15 protein-coding genes and 1 riboswitch are annotated in these 17,031 nt (G+C 64.2%); of the genes, 10 read left to right on the plus strand and 5 right to left on the minus strand.

Annotated elements, in window-relative coordinates; genetic code table 11:
• Window positions 1-373: 373 nt before the first annotated feature.
• Window positions 374-607, minus strand: coding sequence for a hypothetical protein (locus CAG34_RS00105; RefSeq protein ID WP_085587352.1), 234 nt, complete (start codon window positions 605-607; stop codon window positions 374-376).
• A 146-nt stretch (window positions 608-753) separates the two neighbouring features.
• Between CAG34_RS00105 and CAG34_RS00110 the strand changes: the two genes are divergently transcribed.
• Together CAG34_RS00110 and CAG34_RS00115 are read left to right on the plus strand one after the other, a co-directional pair.
• Window positions 754-1,338, plus strand: a complete 585-nt coding sequence (locus CAG34_RS00110) for a YajG family lipoprotein (protein ID WP_013970929.1) — start codon at window positions 754-756, stop codon at window positions 1,336-1,338.
• 197 nt (window positions 1,339-1,535) lie between these two features.
• On the plus strand, window positions 1,536-1,796 hold the full coding sequence (locus tag CAG34_RS00115; protein ID WP_012270506.1) for a hypothetical protein: 261 nt from the start codon (window positions 1,536-1,538) through the stop codon (window positions 1,794-1,796).
• A gap of 131 nt (window positions 1,797-1,927) precedes the next feature.
• On the opposite strand, the gene CAG34_RS00120 is transcribed toward CAG34_RS00115, so the two are convergent.
• Window positions 1,928-3,094, minus strand: a complete 1,167-nt coding sequence (locus CAG34_RS00120; RefSeq protein ID WP_025337700.1) for a 1-acyl-sn-glycerol-3-phosphate acyltransferase — start codon at window positions 3,092-3,094, stop codon at window positions 1,928-1,930.
• 125 nt (window positions 3,095-3,219) lie between these two features.
• Here CAG34_RS00120 and CAG34_RS00125 point away from each other — a divergent pair, with 125 nt between their 5' ends.
• The 4 genes from CAG34_RS00125 to CAG34_RS00140 all read left to right on the plus strand — a co-directional run bounded on the left by CAG34_RS00125 (window position 3,220) and on the right by CAG34_RS00140 (window position 5,313).
• Window positions 3,220-3,402: a CPXCG motif-containing cysteine-rich protein gene (locus tag CAG34_RS00125; RefSeq protein WP_012270508.1), complete on the plus strand. Its 183-nt coding sequence runs from the start codon at window positions 3,220-3,222 to the stop codon at window positions 3,400-3,402.
• Entirely contained in the window at window positions 3,402-3,662 is a 261-nt protein-coding gene (locus CAG34_RS00130) for a putative signal transducing protein (protein ID WP_025337701.1), read from the plus strand. The genes CAG34_RS00125 and CAG34_RS00130 overlap by 1 nt, the downstream gene beginning before the upstream one ends.
• 15 nt (window positions 3,663-3,677) lie before the next feature.
• The gene (locus tag CAG34_RS00135) at window positions 3,678-4,298 is read left to right on the plus strand and encodes an SOS response-associated peptidase (RefSeq protein ID WP_085587354.1); all 621 of its coding nucleotides are present in this window, start codon (window positions 3,678-3,680) and stop codon (window positions 4,296-4,298) included.
• A gap of 199 nt (window positions 4,299-4,497) precedes the next feature.
• Window positions 4,498-5,313, plus strand: coding sequence for a M48 family metallopeptidase (locus tag CAG34_RS00140; RefSeq protein WP_025337703.1), 816 nt, complete (start codon window positions 4,498-4,500; stop codon window positions 5,311-5,313).
• A gap of 138 nt (window positions 5,314-5,451) precedes the next feature.
• Here CAG34_RS00140 and CAG34_RS00145 read toward each other — a convergent pair whose 3' ends face one another.
• The 3 genes from CAG34_RS00145 to CAG34_RS00155 all read right to left on the minus strand — a co-directional run bounded on the left by CAG34_RS00145 (window position 5,452) and on the right by CAG34_RS00155 (window position 8,322).
• Window positions 5,452-6,036, minus strand: a complete 585-nt coding sequence (locus CAG34_RS00145; RefSeq protein WP_013970934.1) for a TMEM165/GDT1 family protein — start codon at window positions 6,034-6,036, stop codon at window positions 5,452-5,454.
• Between the two features lie 88 nt (window positions 6,037-6,124).
• Window positions 6,125-6,264: riboswitch (yybP-ykoY riboswitch) on the minus strand.
• Between the two features lie 39 nt (window positions 6,265-6,303).
• The gene (locus CAG34_RS00150) at window positions 6,304-7,302 is read right to left on the minus strand and encodes a class I SAM-dependent methyltransferase (RefSeq protein ID WP_085587356.1); all 999 of its coding nucleotides are present in this window, start codon (window positions 7,300-7,302) and stop codon (window positions 6,304-6,306) included.
• Window positions 7,303-7,356: 54 nt separating this feature from the next.
• A complete protein-coding gene (locus CAG34_RS00155; RefSeq protein WP_085587358.1) occupies window positions 7,357-8,322 on the minus strand; it encodes a 2-hydroxyacid dehydrogenase in 966 nt (321 codons plus the stop codon).
• 310 nt (window positions 8,323-8,632) lie between these two features.
• On the opposite strand from CAG34_RS00155, the gene CAG34_RS00165 reads away from it, so the two are divergent.
• The 4 genes from CAG34_RS00165 (at window position 8,633) to CAG34_RS00185 (ending at window position 16,980) form a co-directional block, all read left to right on the plus strand.
• Complete coding sequence (locus CAG34_RS00165; protein WP_085587360.1) at window positions 8,633-10,315, plus strand: fatty acid--CoA ligase; 1,683 nt, start codon at window positions 8,633-8,635, stop codon at window positions 10,313-10,315.
• 331 nt (window positions 10,316-10,646) lie between these two features.
• Complete coding sequence (locus CAG34_RS00170) at window positions 10,647-12,533, plus strand: DUF1302 domain-containing protein (RefSeq protein ID WP_085587362.1); 1,887 nt, start codon at window positions 10,647-10,649, stop codon at window positions 12,531-12,533.
• A 25-nt stretch (window positions 12,534-12,558) separates the two neighbouring features.
• Window positions 12,559-13,923, plus strand: a complete 1,365-nt coding sequence (locus tag CAG34_RS00175) for a DUF1329 domain-containing protein (protein ID WP_085587364.1) — start codon at window positions 12,559-12,561, stop codon at window positions 13,921-13,923.
• A 339-nt stretch (window positions 13,924-14,262) separates the two neighbouring features.
• Window positions 14,263-16,980, plus strand: coding sequence for a LuxR C-terminal-related transcriptional regulator (locus CAG34_RS00185; RefSeq protein WP_085587366.1), 2,718 nt, complete (start codon window positions 14,263-14,265; stop codon window positions 16,978-16,980).
• Window positions 16,981-17,031: the final 51 nt, after the last annotated feature.

Below are 17,031 nucleotides of genomic sequence, written 5' to 3' on the forward strand. Positions count from 1 at the left end.
CGCATTTGCCGCCTGTTCAGGGCTGTTCGGGACACATCTGCCGCTTTTGCACATGCCAGACTGTTCATTTGCTCGCCACACTCTTGTGAAGTTGTGAAAACCGTTTTTTCACGCTCTTTTGGAGACGTGAACCTCAAAAGGGGACTGCGCGATGGCAACCCGCAGGTTCATGCAGTGTGAAGGGCCGGAAAAGCAGGCACGACAGCCGATGCAAGACCTGAGTGGAAGGCTCTCTGTGGGCGAAGCGTTGAAGTTGCCGGGGTCAATCGGCGAGTGCGGGGCCCGATCAGGAGACGTCCTTATAATCGGGGGGAGATTATAGCGATGTCGCGGGCAGAAATGTCGCCATTCGTGGTTTTTATTGCAGCGTTTGTCAGGCCGCGAGGATGCGCTGGTGCCAGCGGCGGCTTGCGCGGGCGCAAACCCGGGCACTGGCGGGCAGTTCGCGGCCCAGCCAGGCGAGCTGGATTTCGCTGATCTGGACCCAGCCGCTGCCGCTGGGCGCCTGGCTGCATTGCTTGAAGGCCAGGCATTTGCCGTTCGCGTCGAGGCGGGCATAGGTGTTGTGGCGCGGGCGTTGGAAGAGCAGGGTCCAGAGCGAGGCCATGGCAGCGAGTCCTGTGCGTTAGGGCTTGGCGCAAGGATAAGGGCGCGGCGATGAAACGATTGTGACAAGCGGGCCAGGCCGATGACTGGTCGATGCGTGGCTAGGTATACTGTGGGCCTTCGCCGCTTTTTTCTGGAGTAACGCGCATGTTGCAACGTCTGTTGTTCGGTTTGATCGCCGTGGCCAGCCTCAGCCTGGTCGGTTGTGCCCACAGCCCGCAACAACTCAATCCGCAACCCACGCTCAAGGCCCAGCTCGCCCCGGTCGGCCATGGCCAGCCGGTAGTGGTCCGGGTGGTTGACGGCCGGGCCTCGCAGTCCCTGGGCACTCGCGGTGGCATGTACCCCGAGACCAGCACCATCAGCGTCAGCGGTAACGACATCGTGCCCAAGCTGCAGGCCCAGGCCGAAGCCGCCGTGCGCCTGCTCGGCTTCACCCCGACGCCGAACGCCTACAACGCGCCGCAGCTGACCGTGACCCTGGCGGAGCTGAAGTACCAGTCGCCGAAAGACAACCTGTACGTGACCGAGGCTACCATCGGCGCCACCTTCCGTGCCGACGTGTCCAATGGCGGCCGCCGCTACAGTGGCCGTTACGGCGCTTCGCTGGACCAGCGTTTCGGCATGGCGCCGAACCAGGAAACCAACACCCAGCTGGTGGGCGATGTGCTGAGCGATGCCCTGACCCGCATGTTCAAGGACCCGACCATCGGTCAGGTGCTGGGGCAGTAAGGCTTCAGCTGTAAAACAAAACCCGCTGCCTGTGTTCCAGGCAGCGGGTTTTTTGTTGTCTGTGCCCGCGAAGAGGCCGGCAAATCTTCATGCCATGCCAGATGAAATTTGATGACACTTTGTCGCCTGGGCCGGGCGTCTGGGCACGACTTGGGTAGAATGCCGGCCTTTGCCGTCGCTCATACCGAGGTTGCGTGATGTCCTTGCAAGTGCTCTGGGGGTTCCTGGCCGCCCACCCGACCAAGCTGATAAATCTGCTGGCGCTGCTGCTGACCTGCCCGGGTGGGTTGCTGCTGCACAGTGCGCGGCGGCGCGAGGCCGAGACCCGCGAATACATGGCGGTGGACGAGGGGGTGGTGGACGCGTTCGACCTGCGGGTACCGCGGTACTTCTACATTCTTGGGTTTTCGTGCCTGGCGATGGCGCTGCTGTTGTCCTGGTTCAGTACCTGGGTCTGAGATTCCGGGGCCGCTTTGCGGCCCATCGCCGGCAAGCCAGCTCCCACAGGATTACACAAGCCTGAGGGAAATGCGGTCTCTGTGGGAGCTGGCTTGCCGGCGATGGGCTGCAAAGCAGCCCCGGCATTCGCTCAGGCAACCGGTGCCTGCTGCCTTACCTGGTACTGGTTGCGCACCGGCGTCGCATACTGCAACACCAGGTACGGCCGTTGCTCCTCGGGGCAGGCATCCAGGCGGCGTTGCCATTCTTCCTTGGCCCGGGCCAGCTCATCAGCCGGGAACACCTTCTCGGCGCTCGGCACCTGCAGCGCCTCATCCTTGCCATCCCACATCGCATAGGCCAGGTAGTGCACTGGGAACAGCCGGTAGCCACCGAGGATCTGCCGGTCGATTTCCACTGCCAGCTGCTTGGTGTCCTCGTGGTACTCGGTCACCGGCGGGGCAAAGTTGATGTGCACCCGGCCCTTGTAGCCGGTAATGCCCTTGGCGATGCTGTTGTCGTCCTCGCCCGGCGCCTTCTTGTAGGTGCCGGTGGTGGCGCGGATGTACAGCTCGCGGGCCTTGGCCTGGTCGCACGGGTCATATTCGTAGCTGATCGAAACCGGTGTCAGGTTCAGGCTCTGGATCACCGCGCCGAACGGCTCGTCCTTGCGGCTCATGTGGAACATCTTGAGGATCGCCGAATCGGTGCGGTCGTCACCGTCCTTGGCCCGGCCTTCGGCCTGGGCGATCCAGATCGACGTGGCGTCGTTGCGGATCGAATGGTTGATGTAGGCCGAGAGCAACTGGTAGGCCGCCAGCTTTTCGCGGCGCCCACTGATCGAGCGGTGCACGATGAAGCTCTTGTTCAGGCGCATCATGTCGCTGACAAACGGCTTTTGCAGCAGGTTGTCGCCAATGGCGATGCGCGGCGTGGGCAGGCCGGCGTGGTACACCGCGTAGTTGACGAAGGCCGGGTCCATGACGATGTCACGGTGGTTGGCCAGGAACAGGTAGGCGGTGCCGGCCTTGAGCTGCTCCACGCCCGAATAGGTGACGCCGTCGGTGGCGCGGTCGATGGTCTGGTCGACGTAGTACTCGACTTTGTCCTGCAAGGTCGAGACACAGGTGACACCGGCGAATTCCTTGCGCAGGCGGCGGGCGATCAGCGGTTTGAGCAACCAGCCGAGAGCACCGGCCGCACGCGGGAAGCGGAAGTGGGTGAGGATATCGAGGAATGCCGGGTCGCTGAGCAGGCGTGCCAGAACGGCAGGGACCTCAGCGTCGTCGTACGGTCGGATGGCATCGAATTCGCCCATCATGCTCTCTTGTTGGAAACGGCTAGGGTAATAAGGTAGGGACGGGCTCCGAAAAACGGCTCGGACACACACAGGCCCTGTAAACAGACCGGCAATTATACGCATAAGTCACCCCGGAGGCCGCGATGCTGGAAACTGCTATCTACGATTGCCCCTATTGTGGCGAAGAAGTCGAAACCACGGTGGACCTGTCCGGTGGCGATCAGGAGTACATCGAGGACTGCCAGGTATGCTGCAAGCCTATCCGCTTCGTGCTGCAAGTTCATGGCGAGGAGTGGATGCTGGATGTATTCGGTGAGAATGACTGATGCAGCGTATCTACGAACCGGAAAGCCTGCTCGAGGCTGAAATGCTGGCGGGCATGCTCGCCAGCGAGGGGATCGAGGCACACCTGGTTGGCCGTGACCTGGTCGGTGCTGCCGGTGAGCTGCCGATGCAGGGTTTGCTGGGGCTTGCCGTGGCTGATGAGCAGGCCGAGTACGCACGGCAGCTGATCGATGCGTACAATGACGCCCAGCCACTGGTTGGTGACGAACCGGAGAGTTTCCCCGGTACCTTGATCTGCTAGGTTCTGAATTCGCCCATGTGTGGACGTTACGCCCTGTTTCGCTGGCCCCAGGCTCTTGCCAGTCTGCCGGGCTTTCCCGTTGGCCAGCCAGCCCAATGGAACATCTCGCCCGGGGCTTCGGTGCTGATCCAGCGCCAGCTCGACGGCCAGCTGCAACTGGCCAAGGCGCGCTGGGGGCTGACCCCGGCCTGGCTCACCGACCTGTCTCGTACTCCCGCCCATGCCCGCGCCGAAACCCTGGCCGAGCAACCGATGTTTCGCGATGCGTTTCGCCAGCGCCGCTGCCTGATGCCGGCCAACGGCTTTTACGAATGGCGCGGTAGCGTGCGCAAGCGCCCGTACTGGCTGACCCCGGGGGAGGGCGCATCGCTGTACTTCGCCGCCGTGTGGGAGGCCTACCCGGTGCAGGACCAGGTTTGGCTGAGTTGTGCGGTGGTGACCCAGGCGGCGATGAGCCAGCGTCGACCGCTGATACTGGACGAGGCGGGGCAGGCGGCCTGGCTTGACCCGGACACGCCGCTGGCCCGCCTGCATGAGTTGCTGGCCAGCCCGCCGGCGACGCTGCGCGAGCGGGCCCTGGCGCATTTCGTCAATGACCCGAAGCTGGATGCGCCGGAGTGCCTGACCCCGGCTTGAGGGGCTGCCTGTACCGGCCCCTTCGCGGGCATGCCCGCTCCCACAGGTATTACACTGCCTTCAGGTTTACTGTATTCACTGTGGGAGCGGGCGTGCCCGCGAAGAGGCCGGTGCAGGCAAATAAATTCTTCCGTGCGGCTATGGCGGCCCACCGGCGACTCGGCCTAGGATACGGCGCATGTAGAAAGGGAGTGTTTTCATGCGTAAGTCTTTTGTCGTCAGCCTGTTGAGTGCTGGCATCCTGCTAGCTGGCTGCCAGGCGGTGAATACCACCAGCGGCGGTGCTGTCGGCGTCGAGCGCCAGCAGTACATGTTCAGCATGCTCTCGACCGATGAGGTCAACCAGATGTACGCCCAGTCGTACCAGCAGACCCTGGGTGAAGCATCGAACAAAGGCGTGCTCGACAAGTCCAGCGCTGTTGCCAAGCGTGTGCAGGTAATTGCCAACCGCCTGATCGCCCAGACCCCCAAGTTCCGCCCGGATGCCGCGCAATGGAACTGGGAAGTGAACGTGATCAAGAGCGACGAGCTCAACGCCAACTGCGGCCCTGGCGGCAAGATCATCGTCTACACCGGGCTGATCGATCAGCTCAAGCTCACCGATGCGGAAATTGCTGCGGTGGTGGGCCACGAGATCGCCCACGCCCTGCGTGAGCACAGCCGCGAGGCGATGTCCAAGGCGTATGGCGTGGAAATGGCGCGCCAGGGCGCCGGTGCCCTCTTTGGCCTCGGCCAGGGCAGCATGGCCATGGCCGATACCGTGGTGAACTATGCCATGACCCTGCCCAACAGCCGGGCCAACGAGAACGAAGCCGACCTGATCGGCCTGGAGCTCTCGGCGCGTGCTGGTTACGACCCGAATGCCGCGATCACCCTGTGGAACAAGATGAGCCAGGCTTCCGAAGGCGCACCGCCTGAGTTCATGAGCACTCACCCGGCGTCCCAGAGCCGCATTGCTTCGTTGCAGGCGGCCATTCCGAAGGTGATGCCGCTGTATCAGGCGGCCAAGAAGTAAGACCGTAAGGGGCTGCTTTGCAGCCCAATCGCCGGCAAGCCAGCTCCCACAGGTATTGCACAGGCCTTGAGGCCGATAGAGCACCCTGTGGGAGCTGGCTTGCCGGCGATTGGGCCGCAGAGCGGCCCCCGTCAGCAGTTAGCCCACCCAGCCACTGGCTTTCATTGCCGAATACACGGCCACGATCGCCAGCACGAAGAACGCCGTGGCCGCCAGGCGACGGATCAGCGTCAGCGGCAGTTTGTCCGCCGCGAAGTTACCCGCCAGTACCACCGGCACGTTGGCAATCAGCATGCCCAGGGTGGTACCGATAATGACCATGATCAGGTACGGATACTGTGCTGCCAGCATCACCGTGGCGACTTGGGTCTTGTCACCGATTTCAGCCAGGAAGAACGCGATCAGCGTGGTCAGGAACGGCCCGAAGCGGCGCGCCGGGTTCTCGTCGTCATCCATCTTGTCCGGAACCAGGGTCCACAGGGCAGTGGCGGTGAAGCTCGCAGCCAGGATCCAGTGCAGTGCCGAGTCGCTGAAGAAGCTGCCGACCCACGCGCCCACGGCACCAGCCGCGGCATGGTTGGCCAGGGTGGCGGCGATGATGCCGGCGATGATCGGCCAGGGCTTGCGGAAGCGGGCAGCGAGTATGAGCGCGAGCAATTGCGTCTTGTCGCCGATTTCGGCGAGGGCAACGATGGCGGTGGGGACCAACAGAGATTCCAGCATCAGGATTCCTACGGGGGCGGGTCGACACGGCTATGACACGTACAGCCTCCCCGCCCCGGGTAAGGTGTGCGTGTCATAGGTCTTGTCAAACCCTGGATCCGTCTATGCGGATCTCGCCATGCAGGCTGGCATGGTGGGTCGCACGCGCCATGGTCTGTGGACCAAGTATGTTGACGCGTACCGGGCGAGCTGGGCGCTCGCGGGAGACTACTCCCCTAGGACGGTGCGGATTCTGCCTAGGCAAAACGCTTTCGGCAAGCGCTGTTTTTATCCGTGTGTTGCCTGGTAGATGCGGAAACCGTCCGCCTCCTCGCGTACCTGGCAGTTGCCCAGCGTCCCTTCGATCAGTGGCTGGTAGCGCAGGAAGCTGTTGGCAACCAGGCGCATTTCGCCACCTTTTCGCAGATGAACGGCCGATTTTTTCAGCAAGTTTTCCGATGCCTGGTAGTTGGTGTGCACCCCGGTGTGGAACGGCGGGTTGCTCAGGATCAGGCTCAGCTCGGTCGGCGCCGCGTCGATGCCGTCGCCGCTGATCACTTCGCCTTCCAGACCATTGGCGGCCAAGGTCAGGCGGCTGGCGGCCACGGCGAAGGCATCCACGTCCAGCAGGGTCACCCGGTTTTGCGGATAACGGCGTTTGACCGTGGCGCCCAGCACCCCGGCACCGCAGCCGAAGTCCAGCACATGCCCGCTCGGCAGGCCGTCGAGGTGCTTGAGCAGCAGGGCGGTACCGCGATCGAGGCGACCATGGCTGAACACACCGGGCAGGCTGACCACTTGCAGTGGGCCGTCTTCCAGGCTGAGCTCGAAGCGTTCGGCCAGGCTTTCCAGGGGCTTGGCTTCTGGCGCGTGCTCGATGGTCACCTGCCACAGCTGGCAATGGCGGGCGCTGTCGAGCTTGCGTGGCTTGCCAAAGGCCTGCAGCTGCTTGGCCGCGCCCTCGATGCCGCCACGTTTCTCGCCGACCAGGTACAGCTCTCGGCCAGCCAGGCGCGAGGCCAGGGCGTTGAGCAGGTAGGCGGCCAGTTCGCGGGACTTGGGCAGGAACAGCACGGCGCTGTCGAAAGCCACTTCAGGGGGCTCCACTGCATAGTGGCTGCGCCCGGCGAAGCGGCTCTCGAGCATGGCCTGGTCGCCCGCATGCCAGGTCCAGGCCCGGGCCTGGGGCAACTGGCCGAGCAGGCCGTCGGCGGGGGCGCCGGCGAGCAGCAGCGGGCCCTGGAACAGCTCTGCCTGGCGGAGCAACACTTCACTGCGCGGGTCCATGGACGACGCCTCCTGGAAAAAAGTGGCGCAGTGTAGCAGAGGCGGGCGTCGGGCTCAGCTGACCACGCGGCGTGGCTGCCCGGCGAAGAAGGCCTGGGCGTTCTCGCTGAGCTGGCCGACGATGCGCTGGCGCGATTCCACTGCGCCCCAGGCGCTGTGCGGGGTGATGATCAGGCGCGGGATGCCGGGTTCGAGCAGCGGGTTGCCATTGACCGGCGGTTCCACGCTCAGCACGTCGGTGGCGGCACCGCCCAGGTGGCCACTGCGCAGGGCGTCGGCCAGCGCTTGCTCGTCGATCAGGCCGCCGCGGGCGGTGTTGACCACCAACGCGTTGGGCTTGAGCAGGGCCAGTTCGCGGGCCCCGAGCATGTGTCGGGTGTGCTCGTTCAGCGGGCAGTGCAGGGTCAGGGCGTCGACTTGCGGCAGCAACTCGTCCAGTGGCAAACGGTCGGCGCGTTCCGGGCGGCCGGGGAGCTGCCCGCTGAGCACGCGCATGCCGAAGGCTTCGGCCAGCCTCGCCACCGCGCCGCCCAGTTCACCGTGGCCGAGCAGGCCAAGGGTCTTGCCCTCCAGTTCGACGATGGGGAAGTCCAGCAGGCAGAACTGGCTGGCCTTGGCCCACTGGCCGTCGGCTACCGCCTGGTTGTAGTCGCACAGGCGGGTGGCCAGGGCCAGCAGCAGGGCGAGGGTGTGCTGGGCGACGGACGGTGTGCCGTAGCCCTGGCAGTTGCACACGGTGATGCCCTGGGCGCGCGCGGCCGCCAGGTCGACATTGTTGGTGCCGGTGGCGGCCACCAGGATCAGCTTCAGTTGCGGGTTGGCGGCCAGGGTCGCGGCGTCGAGCATGACCTTGTTGCTGACTACCGCCACCGCGCCCTGCAGGCGTTCGGCGACCTGCTCCTGGTGAGTGGCGGCGAACAGTTCGAACTCATCGAACTGCTGCTTCAGGGGCGAGAGGTCGAGATCGCCCAGGTCCAGGGACTGGTGATCGAGAAACACGGCGCGACGCGGGCTGGGCATGAAGTTCTCCGAGGCTGGGCGGGATTTCGGTGTTGTGGCCATTCGCGGGCATGCCCGCTCCCACAGGACCCCACCAACCTGCGGGGTGTGTAGTACCTGTGGGAGCGGGCGTGCCCGCGAAAGGGCCTTTGGCTCCAGCACAAATCCTGAAGCTGCCGCCGCAGTGTCTAGTTCAACCTTGCCGCCCGTCAACGCCCGCCACTCATACCTTCATCATGCAAATCATTCCTTCGGCTGATTTAGCCGTCACATTGGCGAACTACAGTAGTTCCCAGACTTGTCCGGCCCGCTTTTCAGAAAAGGGATACCCATGTTGCAGACCCGCATCATCAAGCCCGCCGAGGGCGCCTACGCCTACCCCCTGCTGATCAAGCGCCTGCTGATGTCTGGCAGCCGCTATGAAAAAACCCGCGAAATCGTCTACCGCGACCAGTTGCGGCTGACCTACCCACAACTCAACGAGCGCATCGCGCGCCTGGCCAACGTGCTGACCGAAGCCGGGGTAAAGGCCGGTGACACCGTGGCGGTGATGGACTGGGACAGCCACCGCTACCTGGAATGCATGTTCGCCATTCCGATGATCGGCGCGGTGGTGCACACCATCAACGTGCGCCTGTCGCCCGAGCAGATTCTCTACACCATGAACCACGCCGAAGACCGCGTGGTGCTGGTCAACAGCGACTTCGTCGGCCTGTACCAGGCCATCGCGGGGCAACTGACCACCGTCGACAAGACCGTGCTGCTGACCGACGGCCCGGACAAGACAGCCGAGCTGCCCAACCTGGTGGGCGAGTACGAGCAACTGCTGGCCGCTGCCAGCCCGCGCTACGACTTCCCGGACTTCGACGAGAACTCGGTGGCCACCACCTTCTACACCACCGGCACCACCGGCAACCCCAAGGGGGTGTACTTCACTCACCGGCAGCTGGTGCTGCATACCCTGGCCGAAGCTTCGGTGACCGGCAGCATCGACAGCGTGCGCCTGCTGGGCAGCAACGACGTGTACATGCCCATCACGCCGATGTTCCACGTGCACGCCTGGGGCATTCCCTACGCCGCCACCATGCTCGGCATGAAGCAGGTGTATCCGGGGCGCTACGAGCCGGACATGCTGGTCAAGCTGTGGCGCGAAGAGAAGGTCACCTTCTCCCATTGCGTGCCGACCATCCTGCAGATGCTGCTCAACTGCCCGACCTCCCAAGGTCAAGACTTCGGCGGCTGGAAGATCATCATCGGCGGCAGCGCACTCAACCGCTCGTTGTACCAGGCCGCCCTGGCACGCGGCATCCAGCTGACCGCCGCGTATGGCATGTCCGAGACCTGCCCGCTGATTTCCGCCGCCCACCTGAACGACGAACTGCAGGCCGGCAGCGAGGATGAGCGCGTCACCTACCGCATCAAGGCCGGCGTGCCGGTGCCGCTGGTCGAGGCGGCCATCGTCGACGGCGACGGCAATTTCCTGCCCGCCGATGGTGAAACCCAGGGCGAGCTGGTGCTGCGTGCGCCGTGGCTGACCATGGGCTACTTCAAGGAGCCGGAGAAGAGCGAGGAGCTGTGGCAGGGTGGCTGGTTGCACACCGGCGATGTCGCCACGCTCGACGGCATGGGCTACATCGACATCCGCGACCGTATCAAGGATGTGATCAAGACCGGTGGCGAGTGGATTTCCTCGCTCGACCTCGAGGACCTGATCAGCCGCCACCCGGCCGTGCGTGAAGTGGCGGTAGTGGGGGTGGCCGACCCGCAGTGGGGCGAACGCCCGTTTGCCCTGCTGGTGGTGCGCGAAGGCCAGGTCATCGACGCCAAGGCGCTGAAGGAACACCTCAAGCCCTTCGTCGAGCAAGGGCACATCAACAAGTGGGCGATTCCAAGCCAGATCGCCGTTGTTACTGAAATTCCCAAGACCAGTGTCGGCAAGCTCGACAAGAAACGCATCCGCCAGGACATCGTCCAGTGGCAGGCCAGCAACAGCGCGTTCCTCTCCACGCTGTAACCGCCATGCGGGTCGCGTACCGCAACACGCGACCCGCATGCTAGAGGGGTGCAGCCTTGCCAAACGGCAGAAATACGCCATCCTTTAGCACTGCCAGCGCGCAGCCGAGGCAACATGGCAGCGAGTTGGCCGCACGGAGCGCAAATCACACTTTAGAGGGATCAAGCGCCTGTGCCTTGCTGGCTATAGTCGGGGCCAGGGGATTTTCAGGAATGGGGGAGGCGACATGCGCAAGCCGTGTCGCCGCGGGCGCAAGCCTGCAAACCGGTCGCTCGGGCCGTTCTTGAAAGGACTCACTGCCATAACAAAAAAAGTACATGGAGTAGCGTCGATGAAATCTGCAAACCTGTTCTGGCGCCGGGCCAAGTTGCCCCTGGCTGTCAGCCTTGCTTCCACGCTCGCAAGTCCTGCTTTCGCTGTCAGTTTCAACATTGGTGAAATCGAAGGCCAGTTCGACTCGTCGCTCTCCATCGGCGCCAGCTGGTCGACGGCCAACCCCAACAAGAACCTGATCGGGGTGAACAACGGCGGCAAGGGCCTGTCGCAGACATCCGACGATGGCCACCTGAACTTCAAGAAGGGCGAAACCTTCTCCAAGATCTTCAAGGGCATCCATGACCTGGAGCTCAAGTACGGCGACACCGGCGTGTTCGTCCGTGGCAAGTACTGGTATGACTTCGAACTGAAGGACGAAGGCCGCGAGTTCAAGGACATCAGCGACTCCAACCGCAAGGAAGGCGCCAAATCGTCCGGTGCCGAGCTGCTCGACGCGTTCGTCTACCACAACTACTCCATCGGCGATCAGCCAGGCTCGGTGCGCCTGGGCAAGCAGGTGGTGAGCTGGGGTGAAAGTACCTTCATCGGTGGCGGCATCAACTCGATCAACCCGATCGACGTAGCTGCCTTCCGCCGTCCGGGAGCCGAGATCAAGGAAGGCCTGATTCCGGTCAACATGTTCTACATCTCGCAAAGCCTGACCGACAACCTGTCGGCCGAGGCCTTCTACCAGATCGAATGGGACCAGACGGTCGTCGACAACTGCGGCACCTTCTTCTCCCAGCCGGACATCATTGCCGACGGCTGTACCGATAACCTGCGCGTGCTCAACAGCAGCCGCACAGTGCCGGGGGCGGCGCAGCAGTTCCTTGCCACCCGTGGCGTGGACATCAACGAGGAAGGGGTGATGGTGCGCCGTGGCGCCGACCGCGATGCACGTGACAGCGGCCAGTTCGGTGTGGCCATGCGCTACATGTTCGAGCCGCTGGACACCGAGTTCGGTGCCTACTTCATGAACTATCACAGCCGTGCGCCGATCTTCAGCGCTACAGGGGCTGCGCCTTCTGTGTTCGCCGGGTTGAGCGCCCTGCCTGCACAGCTGCGCGCTCTGGCACCCCTGATCGTGGCGGGTAATTCCGAGTACTTTGTCGAATATCCCGAGGATATCCGCCTCTATGGCTTGAGTTTCTCCACCACGCTGCCTACAGGGACAGCCTGGAGCGGTGAACTCAGCTACCGCCCCAACGCGCCAGTGCAACTCAATACCACTGATATCTTGTTCGCCGGGGTCCGCCCCATTGGCGGCGCTTTGAGCAATGCTTCGCTGCTGACCGGTACGCCGGGACAGGACCTGCACGGGTATCGTCGCAAGGAAATCACTCAATTCCAGACCACCCTGACGCACTTCTTCGACCAGGTGATGGGCGCCAGCCGCATGACCGTGGTGGGCGAGGTGGGTGTCACCCATGTGGGTGGCCTCGAAAACGCACATGACACTCGCTACGGTCGCGATCCAGTGTTCGGCCCTGGCCCACTGCCTTCCACTGGTGGTGCCGATACCTGCCAGGCACTCAACGCCAGCACCATCGCAGGCGCCGGCGCCGGTGCATCCACTGCCAACCTGAACCGCAACTGCGAGAACGACGGCTACACCACCAGTACTTCCTGGGGTTACCGCGCCCGTGTCATCTGGGACTACAACGACGTCTTCGCTGGGGTCAACCTGAAGCCGAGCGTAGCCTGGTCGCATGATGTCTCCGGCTACTCGCCCGGCCCTGGCGCCAACTTCGAGGAAGGCCGCAAGGCCGTCAGCCTGGGCCTCGACGCCGAGTACCAGAACACCTACACGGCAAGCCTGTCGTACACCAACTTCTTCGATGGCAAGTACACCACCGTGGATGACCGCGACTTCGTCGCCCTCAGCTTCGGCGTGAACTTCTAAGCATACAGATCCAGGACGACACGACATGAACAAGACCAGAAGTCTGCTGCAAGCCGGTGTGCTGGGCCTGTCCCTGCTGGCGACCAGCGTCATGGCTGCAGTATCCGCCGACGAGGCGGCCAAGCTGGGCAGTACCCTGACCCCGATAGGCGCCGAAAAGGCCGGCAACGCCGATGGCTCGATCGGCCCGTGGGAGCCGCTGTCGAAGAGCGCGGGCAGTGCCGACGGCAAGGGCTTCCTGTCCGACCCGTACGGCAGCGACAAGCCGCTGTTCACCATCACCGCGCAGAACGCCGACCAGTACAAGGACAAGCTCTCGCCGGGCCAGCTGGCCATGCTCAAGCGCTACCCGGACACCTTCAAGATCCCGGTATTCAAGACCCATCGCGGTTCCACGGTTCCGGCCGACGTGTTCGCCGCCATCAAGGAGAACGCCACCAAGACCACCCTGGTCGAAGGCGGCAACGGCCTGAGCAACTTCCGCACGGCTGTACCGTTCCCGATCCCCAAAAGCGGCCTGGAGGTGATCTGGAACCACATCACCCGCTACCGGGGTGGCAGCGTCAGCCGCCTGGTGACCCAGGCCACGCCACAGCAGAATGGCTCCTTCAACCCTGTGTACTTCTCCGACCAGTTCGTCTTCCGCGACAAGATGAAGGATTACGACCCGAACAACCCGGGCAACATCCTGTTCTACTTCAAGCAGGAGGTGACCGCGCCCGCGCGTCTGGCCGGTACCGTGCTGCTGGTGCACGAAACCCTCGACCAGGTGAAGGAACCGCGCAAGGCGTGGATCTACAACGCAGGCCAACGCCGTGTGCGCCAGGCACCGCAAGTGTCGTACGACGGCCCGGGTACCGCCGCCGACGGTTTGCGCACCTCGGACAACCTGGACATGTTCAACGGTGCGCCGGACCGCTATGACTGGAAGCTGGAAGGCAAGAAGGAGATGTACATCGCGTCCAACGCCTTCAAGCTCGACGACCCCAAGCTCAAGTACACCGACATCATCAAGGCCGGGCACATCAACCAGGACCTTTCCCGTTACGAGCTGCGCCGCGTGTGGCACGTGGTCGCGACCCTCAAGCCGGGCCAGCGGCACATCTATGCCAAGCGTGACTTCTACATCGACGAGGATACCTGGCAGGCTGCGGTGATCGACCAGTACGACGGCCGTGGCCAGCTGTGGCGCGTGTCCGAGGCACATGCCCAGCCGTACTACAACGTGGAAGTGCCGTGGTACACCCTGGAGACTATCTACGACCTGCAGTCGGGCCGTTACCTGGCTCTGGGCATGAAGAACGAAGAGAAGCGCGCCTACGACTTCGGCTTCAGCGCCAGCAAGGCGGACTTCCAGCCAGCGGCACTGCGCCAGTCGGGTATTCGCTAAGTATCGCGCAACCTCGGAGCGCCCCGGCTTGTCCGGGGCGTTTCATTTTCCTGTACCGGCCCCTTCGCGGGCTCGCCCGCTCCCACAGGTACTGCGCTGGCCTGGAAGCCTGCGAAATCCCTGTGGGAGCGGGCGTGCCCGCGAAGAGGCCGGAACAGGCAATAAATCTGCTGAATACCTCCCCAAATCCCCGCCCCAGCCCCTGTCCATCAGCCATGTTGCTTTTTGTCGCAGTCTTTTCCAGGGGAATTGCGCCCATCATCTTCAAATGCGCAGCGTTACCCGCTAGTCTCGCAAGCATCCATACCGCCGTAGTCTTCCAACCAGAACGAGCCGGCCATGACAGATCTGTCCCGTACGCATGGATTCGCCAGCCAGGCCCTGGGCCTGCTGGACGGGCGTTTCTTCCGGCCGCCCTTGCCGGACGGCCATGTGCCGCGCCTGCGCCTGTGCCAGCGGCTGCAAGCCGGCCTCGGCGGGCGGCTGTTGCTGGTCAATGCTCCGGCGGGTTTCGGCAAAAGCTCCCTGGCCATCGAATTTTGCGAAGCGCTGCCCGAGCACTGGCGTAGCCTGTGGCTGGGCCTGAGCCAACGGGATGCCGACCCTGGCCGCTTCCTCGAACGCCTGCTCGAAGGCCTGCAGCAGTACTGCCCGGCGCTGGGCGGCCAGGCCATGGGCCTGCTGAAAATGCGCCAGCGCCACCAGCCGTTCGCCTTCGAGGAATGGCTCGACGGCCTGCTCGACGAGCTGGCGCTGTACCTGCAAGCCGATACGCCCTTGTTGCTGGTGCTGGACGACTATCACCTGGCCCAGGGGCCTGTGCTCGACCGTTGCCTGCAGTTCTTCCTCAATCACCTGCCCCCCGGCCTGGTGCTGCTGGTCACCAGCCGCCAGCGCCCGGACTGGCACCTGGCGCGCCTGCGCCTGTCGCGGCAATTGGTCGAGCTCAACGAACAGGACTTGCGCCTTACCGCCGAAGAGTCGCTGGCGGTGATCGGTCGCCAACCCACCGGGCTGCGTGGCCAGGCCCTGGACAACCTGATCCAGCGCAGCGACGGTTGGGTGGCCGGGTTGCGTTTCTGGCAACTGGCGGCCAGCGAGTCCGCTGACGAGCAGGCCTTGCCACAGGCCTTGCATGGTGGTGAGGGCCTGATCCGCGACTATCTGCTGGAAGAAGTCATCGACATGCTGCCCGCCGACGTGCAGGCCTTCCTGTACGAAACGGCCTGCCAGGAGCGTTTCTGCGCCCCGTTGTGCGATGCCGTGCGCGGCCGCCACGACAGCGCCGCGATCCTGCGCTTCTTGCAGGCGCACCAGGTGTTCCTGGTGCCGCTGGACGAGCATGGCCACTGGTTCCGCTATCACCACCTGTTCTCCGACCTGCTGCGCAGCCGCCAGGCCAGCGAGCCGCTGGCCGGCCTGCAGTTGCGTGCCTGCCGCTGGTTCGAAAGCCAGGGCCTGCTGGACGAAGCGGTGGAGCAGGCGCTGCGGGCCGGTCACCTCGATGTCGCCGCCGATCTGGTGCAGAGCCTGTCCGAGGAGCAACTGCTGGCCGAACAGAACGTCGGCATGTTGCTGCGCTGGAAGATGGACCTGCCCGACAGCCTGCTGATCAGCACGCCGCGGCTGATCGTGCTGTACAGCTGGGCGTTGGGCCTGGCGTGCCAGCTGGACGCGGCCGAAGAGCTGGCGGGTTATCTCAGCCGCTTCCTGCCCGCGCCTTCGGCGACCGCGCAAAAGTCCATGCTGGCCCAGTGGCTGGCGCTGAGTGGTGTGATCGCCCGTGGCCGTGGCGACCGCGAGCGCACCCTGGCCTATTGCGGCGAAGCGCTGCAGAGCCTGCCGAGCAAGCGTTATGGCCAACGCCTGGTGTGCCTGTCGACGCTGTCCAACCTGGCGATTGCCGATGGCGATTTCTGGCGGGCCCGCGGCTGGAACCGTGAGGCCCTGGAGCTGGCCCAGCGCGTTGGCAACCCATTGTTCGAGGCCCTGGCCCATTACGACCGGGCGCGGGTGCTGCATGCCCGTGGCGAGGTGTTGCGCGCACTGGACGAAGTGCGCGAGGGGCTGCAGCGCCTGCAAGGGCTGTCGGCACAGCGGCTGTATGCCGTGCGCGCCCGCCTGACGCTTTACGAAGGCTACCTGCTGGTATCGCGCCTGCAGCCGTCCCAGGGCCGTGCCCGCTTGCGTGCGGGGCTGGGCGAGGCGCGGGCCTGCCGCGATATCAGCGTGCTCATCGGCCACTGCGTGATCGCTACGCTCGATGGCCGGGAAGGGCACTTTGCCGAGGCTTTTGCCGAACTGGCCGAGGCCGAGCGGCTGATGCACATCTGGGATGTGCCGCCGGTCTACTACCTGGCCATGATCACCCTGGTCAAATGCGAGTTGTGGCTGGCACAGGGACGCATCGACCTGGCCGAGTCCTGGCTGCTGCGCCTGGGCCAGACCTATGGCGGCGAGCAACCGGCGGCGGCCCCGGAGTTCCACCCGTTGCTGCCGTTGCACATCGCCTTGCAGCAGGCATCGCTCGAGCGTATCCAGTCGCATAGCGACGACGCGGCGCAACGCCTGGCCAGCCTGGTCGAGCGCGGCCAGGCCAGTGGCGGCATGATGCTCAGCGTCAGTGCCCTGTGCCAGTGGCTTGGCTTGTTGCTGGGCGAAGGCCGGGACGAGCAGGCCGCCCAGTTGTTGCCACGGTTGCTGGAGGCAGCCGAAGGCGGCGTGCTGCAACCGTTCCAGCCTTTGCTGGAGCAGCACCCGCAGTGGCTTCTCGAACAGCTGCAGGCAGTTGCCGCCTGCTCGGTGCAGGCCGAGCTGCTCAAGCGCCTGCCACCGCTGCCGAGCGCCAGTACCGGCAGCGGTGAAGCCCTGAGTAGCCGCGAGCTGGCCGTGCTCGAGCTGATTGCCCAGGGTTGTTCCAACCAGCAGATCAGCGAGCGGCTGTTCATTTCCCTGCACACGGTGAAAACCCACGCCAGCCATATCAACAGCAAGCTGGGGGTGGAGCGGCGTACCCAGGCGGTGGCCAAGGCCAAGTCCCTGGGAATGCTGGCGTGACAATAGCCCTGCAGGGCTTAGCTCGCTAAAGTGATGGCGCCAGGCCGTGGT

Origin of the sequence: Pseudomonas sp. B14(2017), assembly GCF_002113255.1 — a bacterium.
Classification (GTDB): Bacteria; Pseudomonadota; Gammaproteobacteria; order Pseudomonadales; family Pseudomonadaceae; genus Aquipseudomonas; species Aquipseudomonas putida_Z.

Excerpts from the sequence above, each read along its gene's own strand:
- CAG34_RS00105 (WP_085587352.1), bottom strand. The coding sequence starts at position 607 with ATGGCCTCGCTCTGGACCCTGCTCTTCCAACGCCCGCGCCACAACACC.
- CAG34_RS00110 (WP_013970929.1), top strand. The coding sequence starts at position 754 with ATGTTGCAACGTCTGTTGTTCGGTTTGATCGCCGTGGCCAGCCTCAGC.
- CAG34_RS00115 (WP_012270506.1), top strand. The coding sequence starts at position 1,536 with ATGTCCTTGCAAGTGCTCTGGGGGTTCCTGGCCGCCCACCCGACCAAG.
- CAG34_RS00120 (WP_025337700.1), bottom strand. The coding sequence starts at position 3,094 with ATGGGCGAATTCGATGCCATCCGACCGTACGACGACGCTGAGGTCCCT.
- CAG34_RS00125 (WP_012270508.1), top strand. The coding sequence starts at position 3,220 with ATGCTGGAAACTGCTATCTACGATTGCCCCTATTGTGGCGAAGAAGTC.
- CAG34_RS00130 (WP_025337701.1), top strand. The coding sequence starts at position 3,402 with ATGCAGCGTATCTACGAACCGGAAAGCCTGCTCGAGGCTGAAATGCTG.
- CAG34_RS00135 (WP_085587354.1), top strand. The coding sequence starts at position 3,678 with ATGTGTGGACGTTACGCCCTGTTTCGCTGGCCCCAGGCTCTTGCCAGT.
- CAG34_RS00140 (WP_025337703.1), top strand. The coding sequence starts at position 4,498 with ATGCGTAAGTCTTTTGTCGTCAGCCTGTTGAGTGCTGGCATCCTGCTA.
- CAG34_RS00145 (WP_013970934.1), bottom strand. The coding sequence starts at position 6,036 with ATGCTGGAATCTCTGTTGGTCCCCACCGCCATCGTTGCCCTCGCCGAA.
- CAG34_RS00150 (WP_085587356.1), bottom strand. The coding sequence starts at position 7,302 with ATGGACCCGCGCAGTGAAGTGTTGCTCCGCCAGGCAGAGCTGTTCCAG.
- CAG34_RS00155 (WP_085587358.1), bottom strand. The coding sequence starts at position 8,322 with ATGCCCAGCCCGCGTCGCGCCGTGTTTCTCGATCACCAGTCCCTGGAC.
- CAG34_RS00165 (WP_085587360.1), top strand. The coding sequence starts at position 8,633 with ATGTTGCAGACCCGCATCATCAAGCCCGCCGAGGGCGCCTACGCCTAC.
- CAG34_RS00170 (WP_085587362.1), top strand. The coding sequence starts at position 10,647 with ATGAAATCTGCAAACCTGTTCTGGCGCCGGGCCAAGTTGCCCCTGGCT.
- CAG34_RS00175 (WP_085587364.1), top strand. The coding sequence starts at position 12,559 with ATGAACAAGACCAGAAGTCTGCTGCAAGCCGGTGTGCTGGGCCTGTCC.
- CAG34_RS00185 (WP_085587366.1), top strand. The coding sequence starts at position 14,263 with ATGACAGATCTGTCCCGTACGCATGGATTCGCCAGCCAGGCCCTGGGC.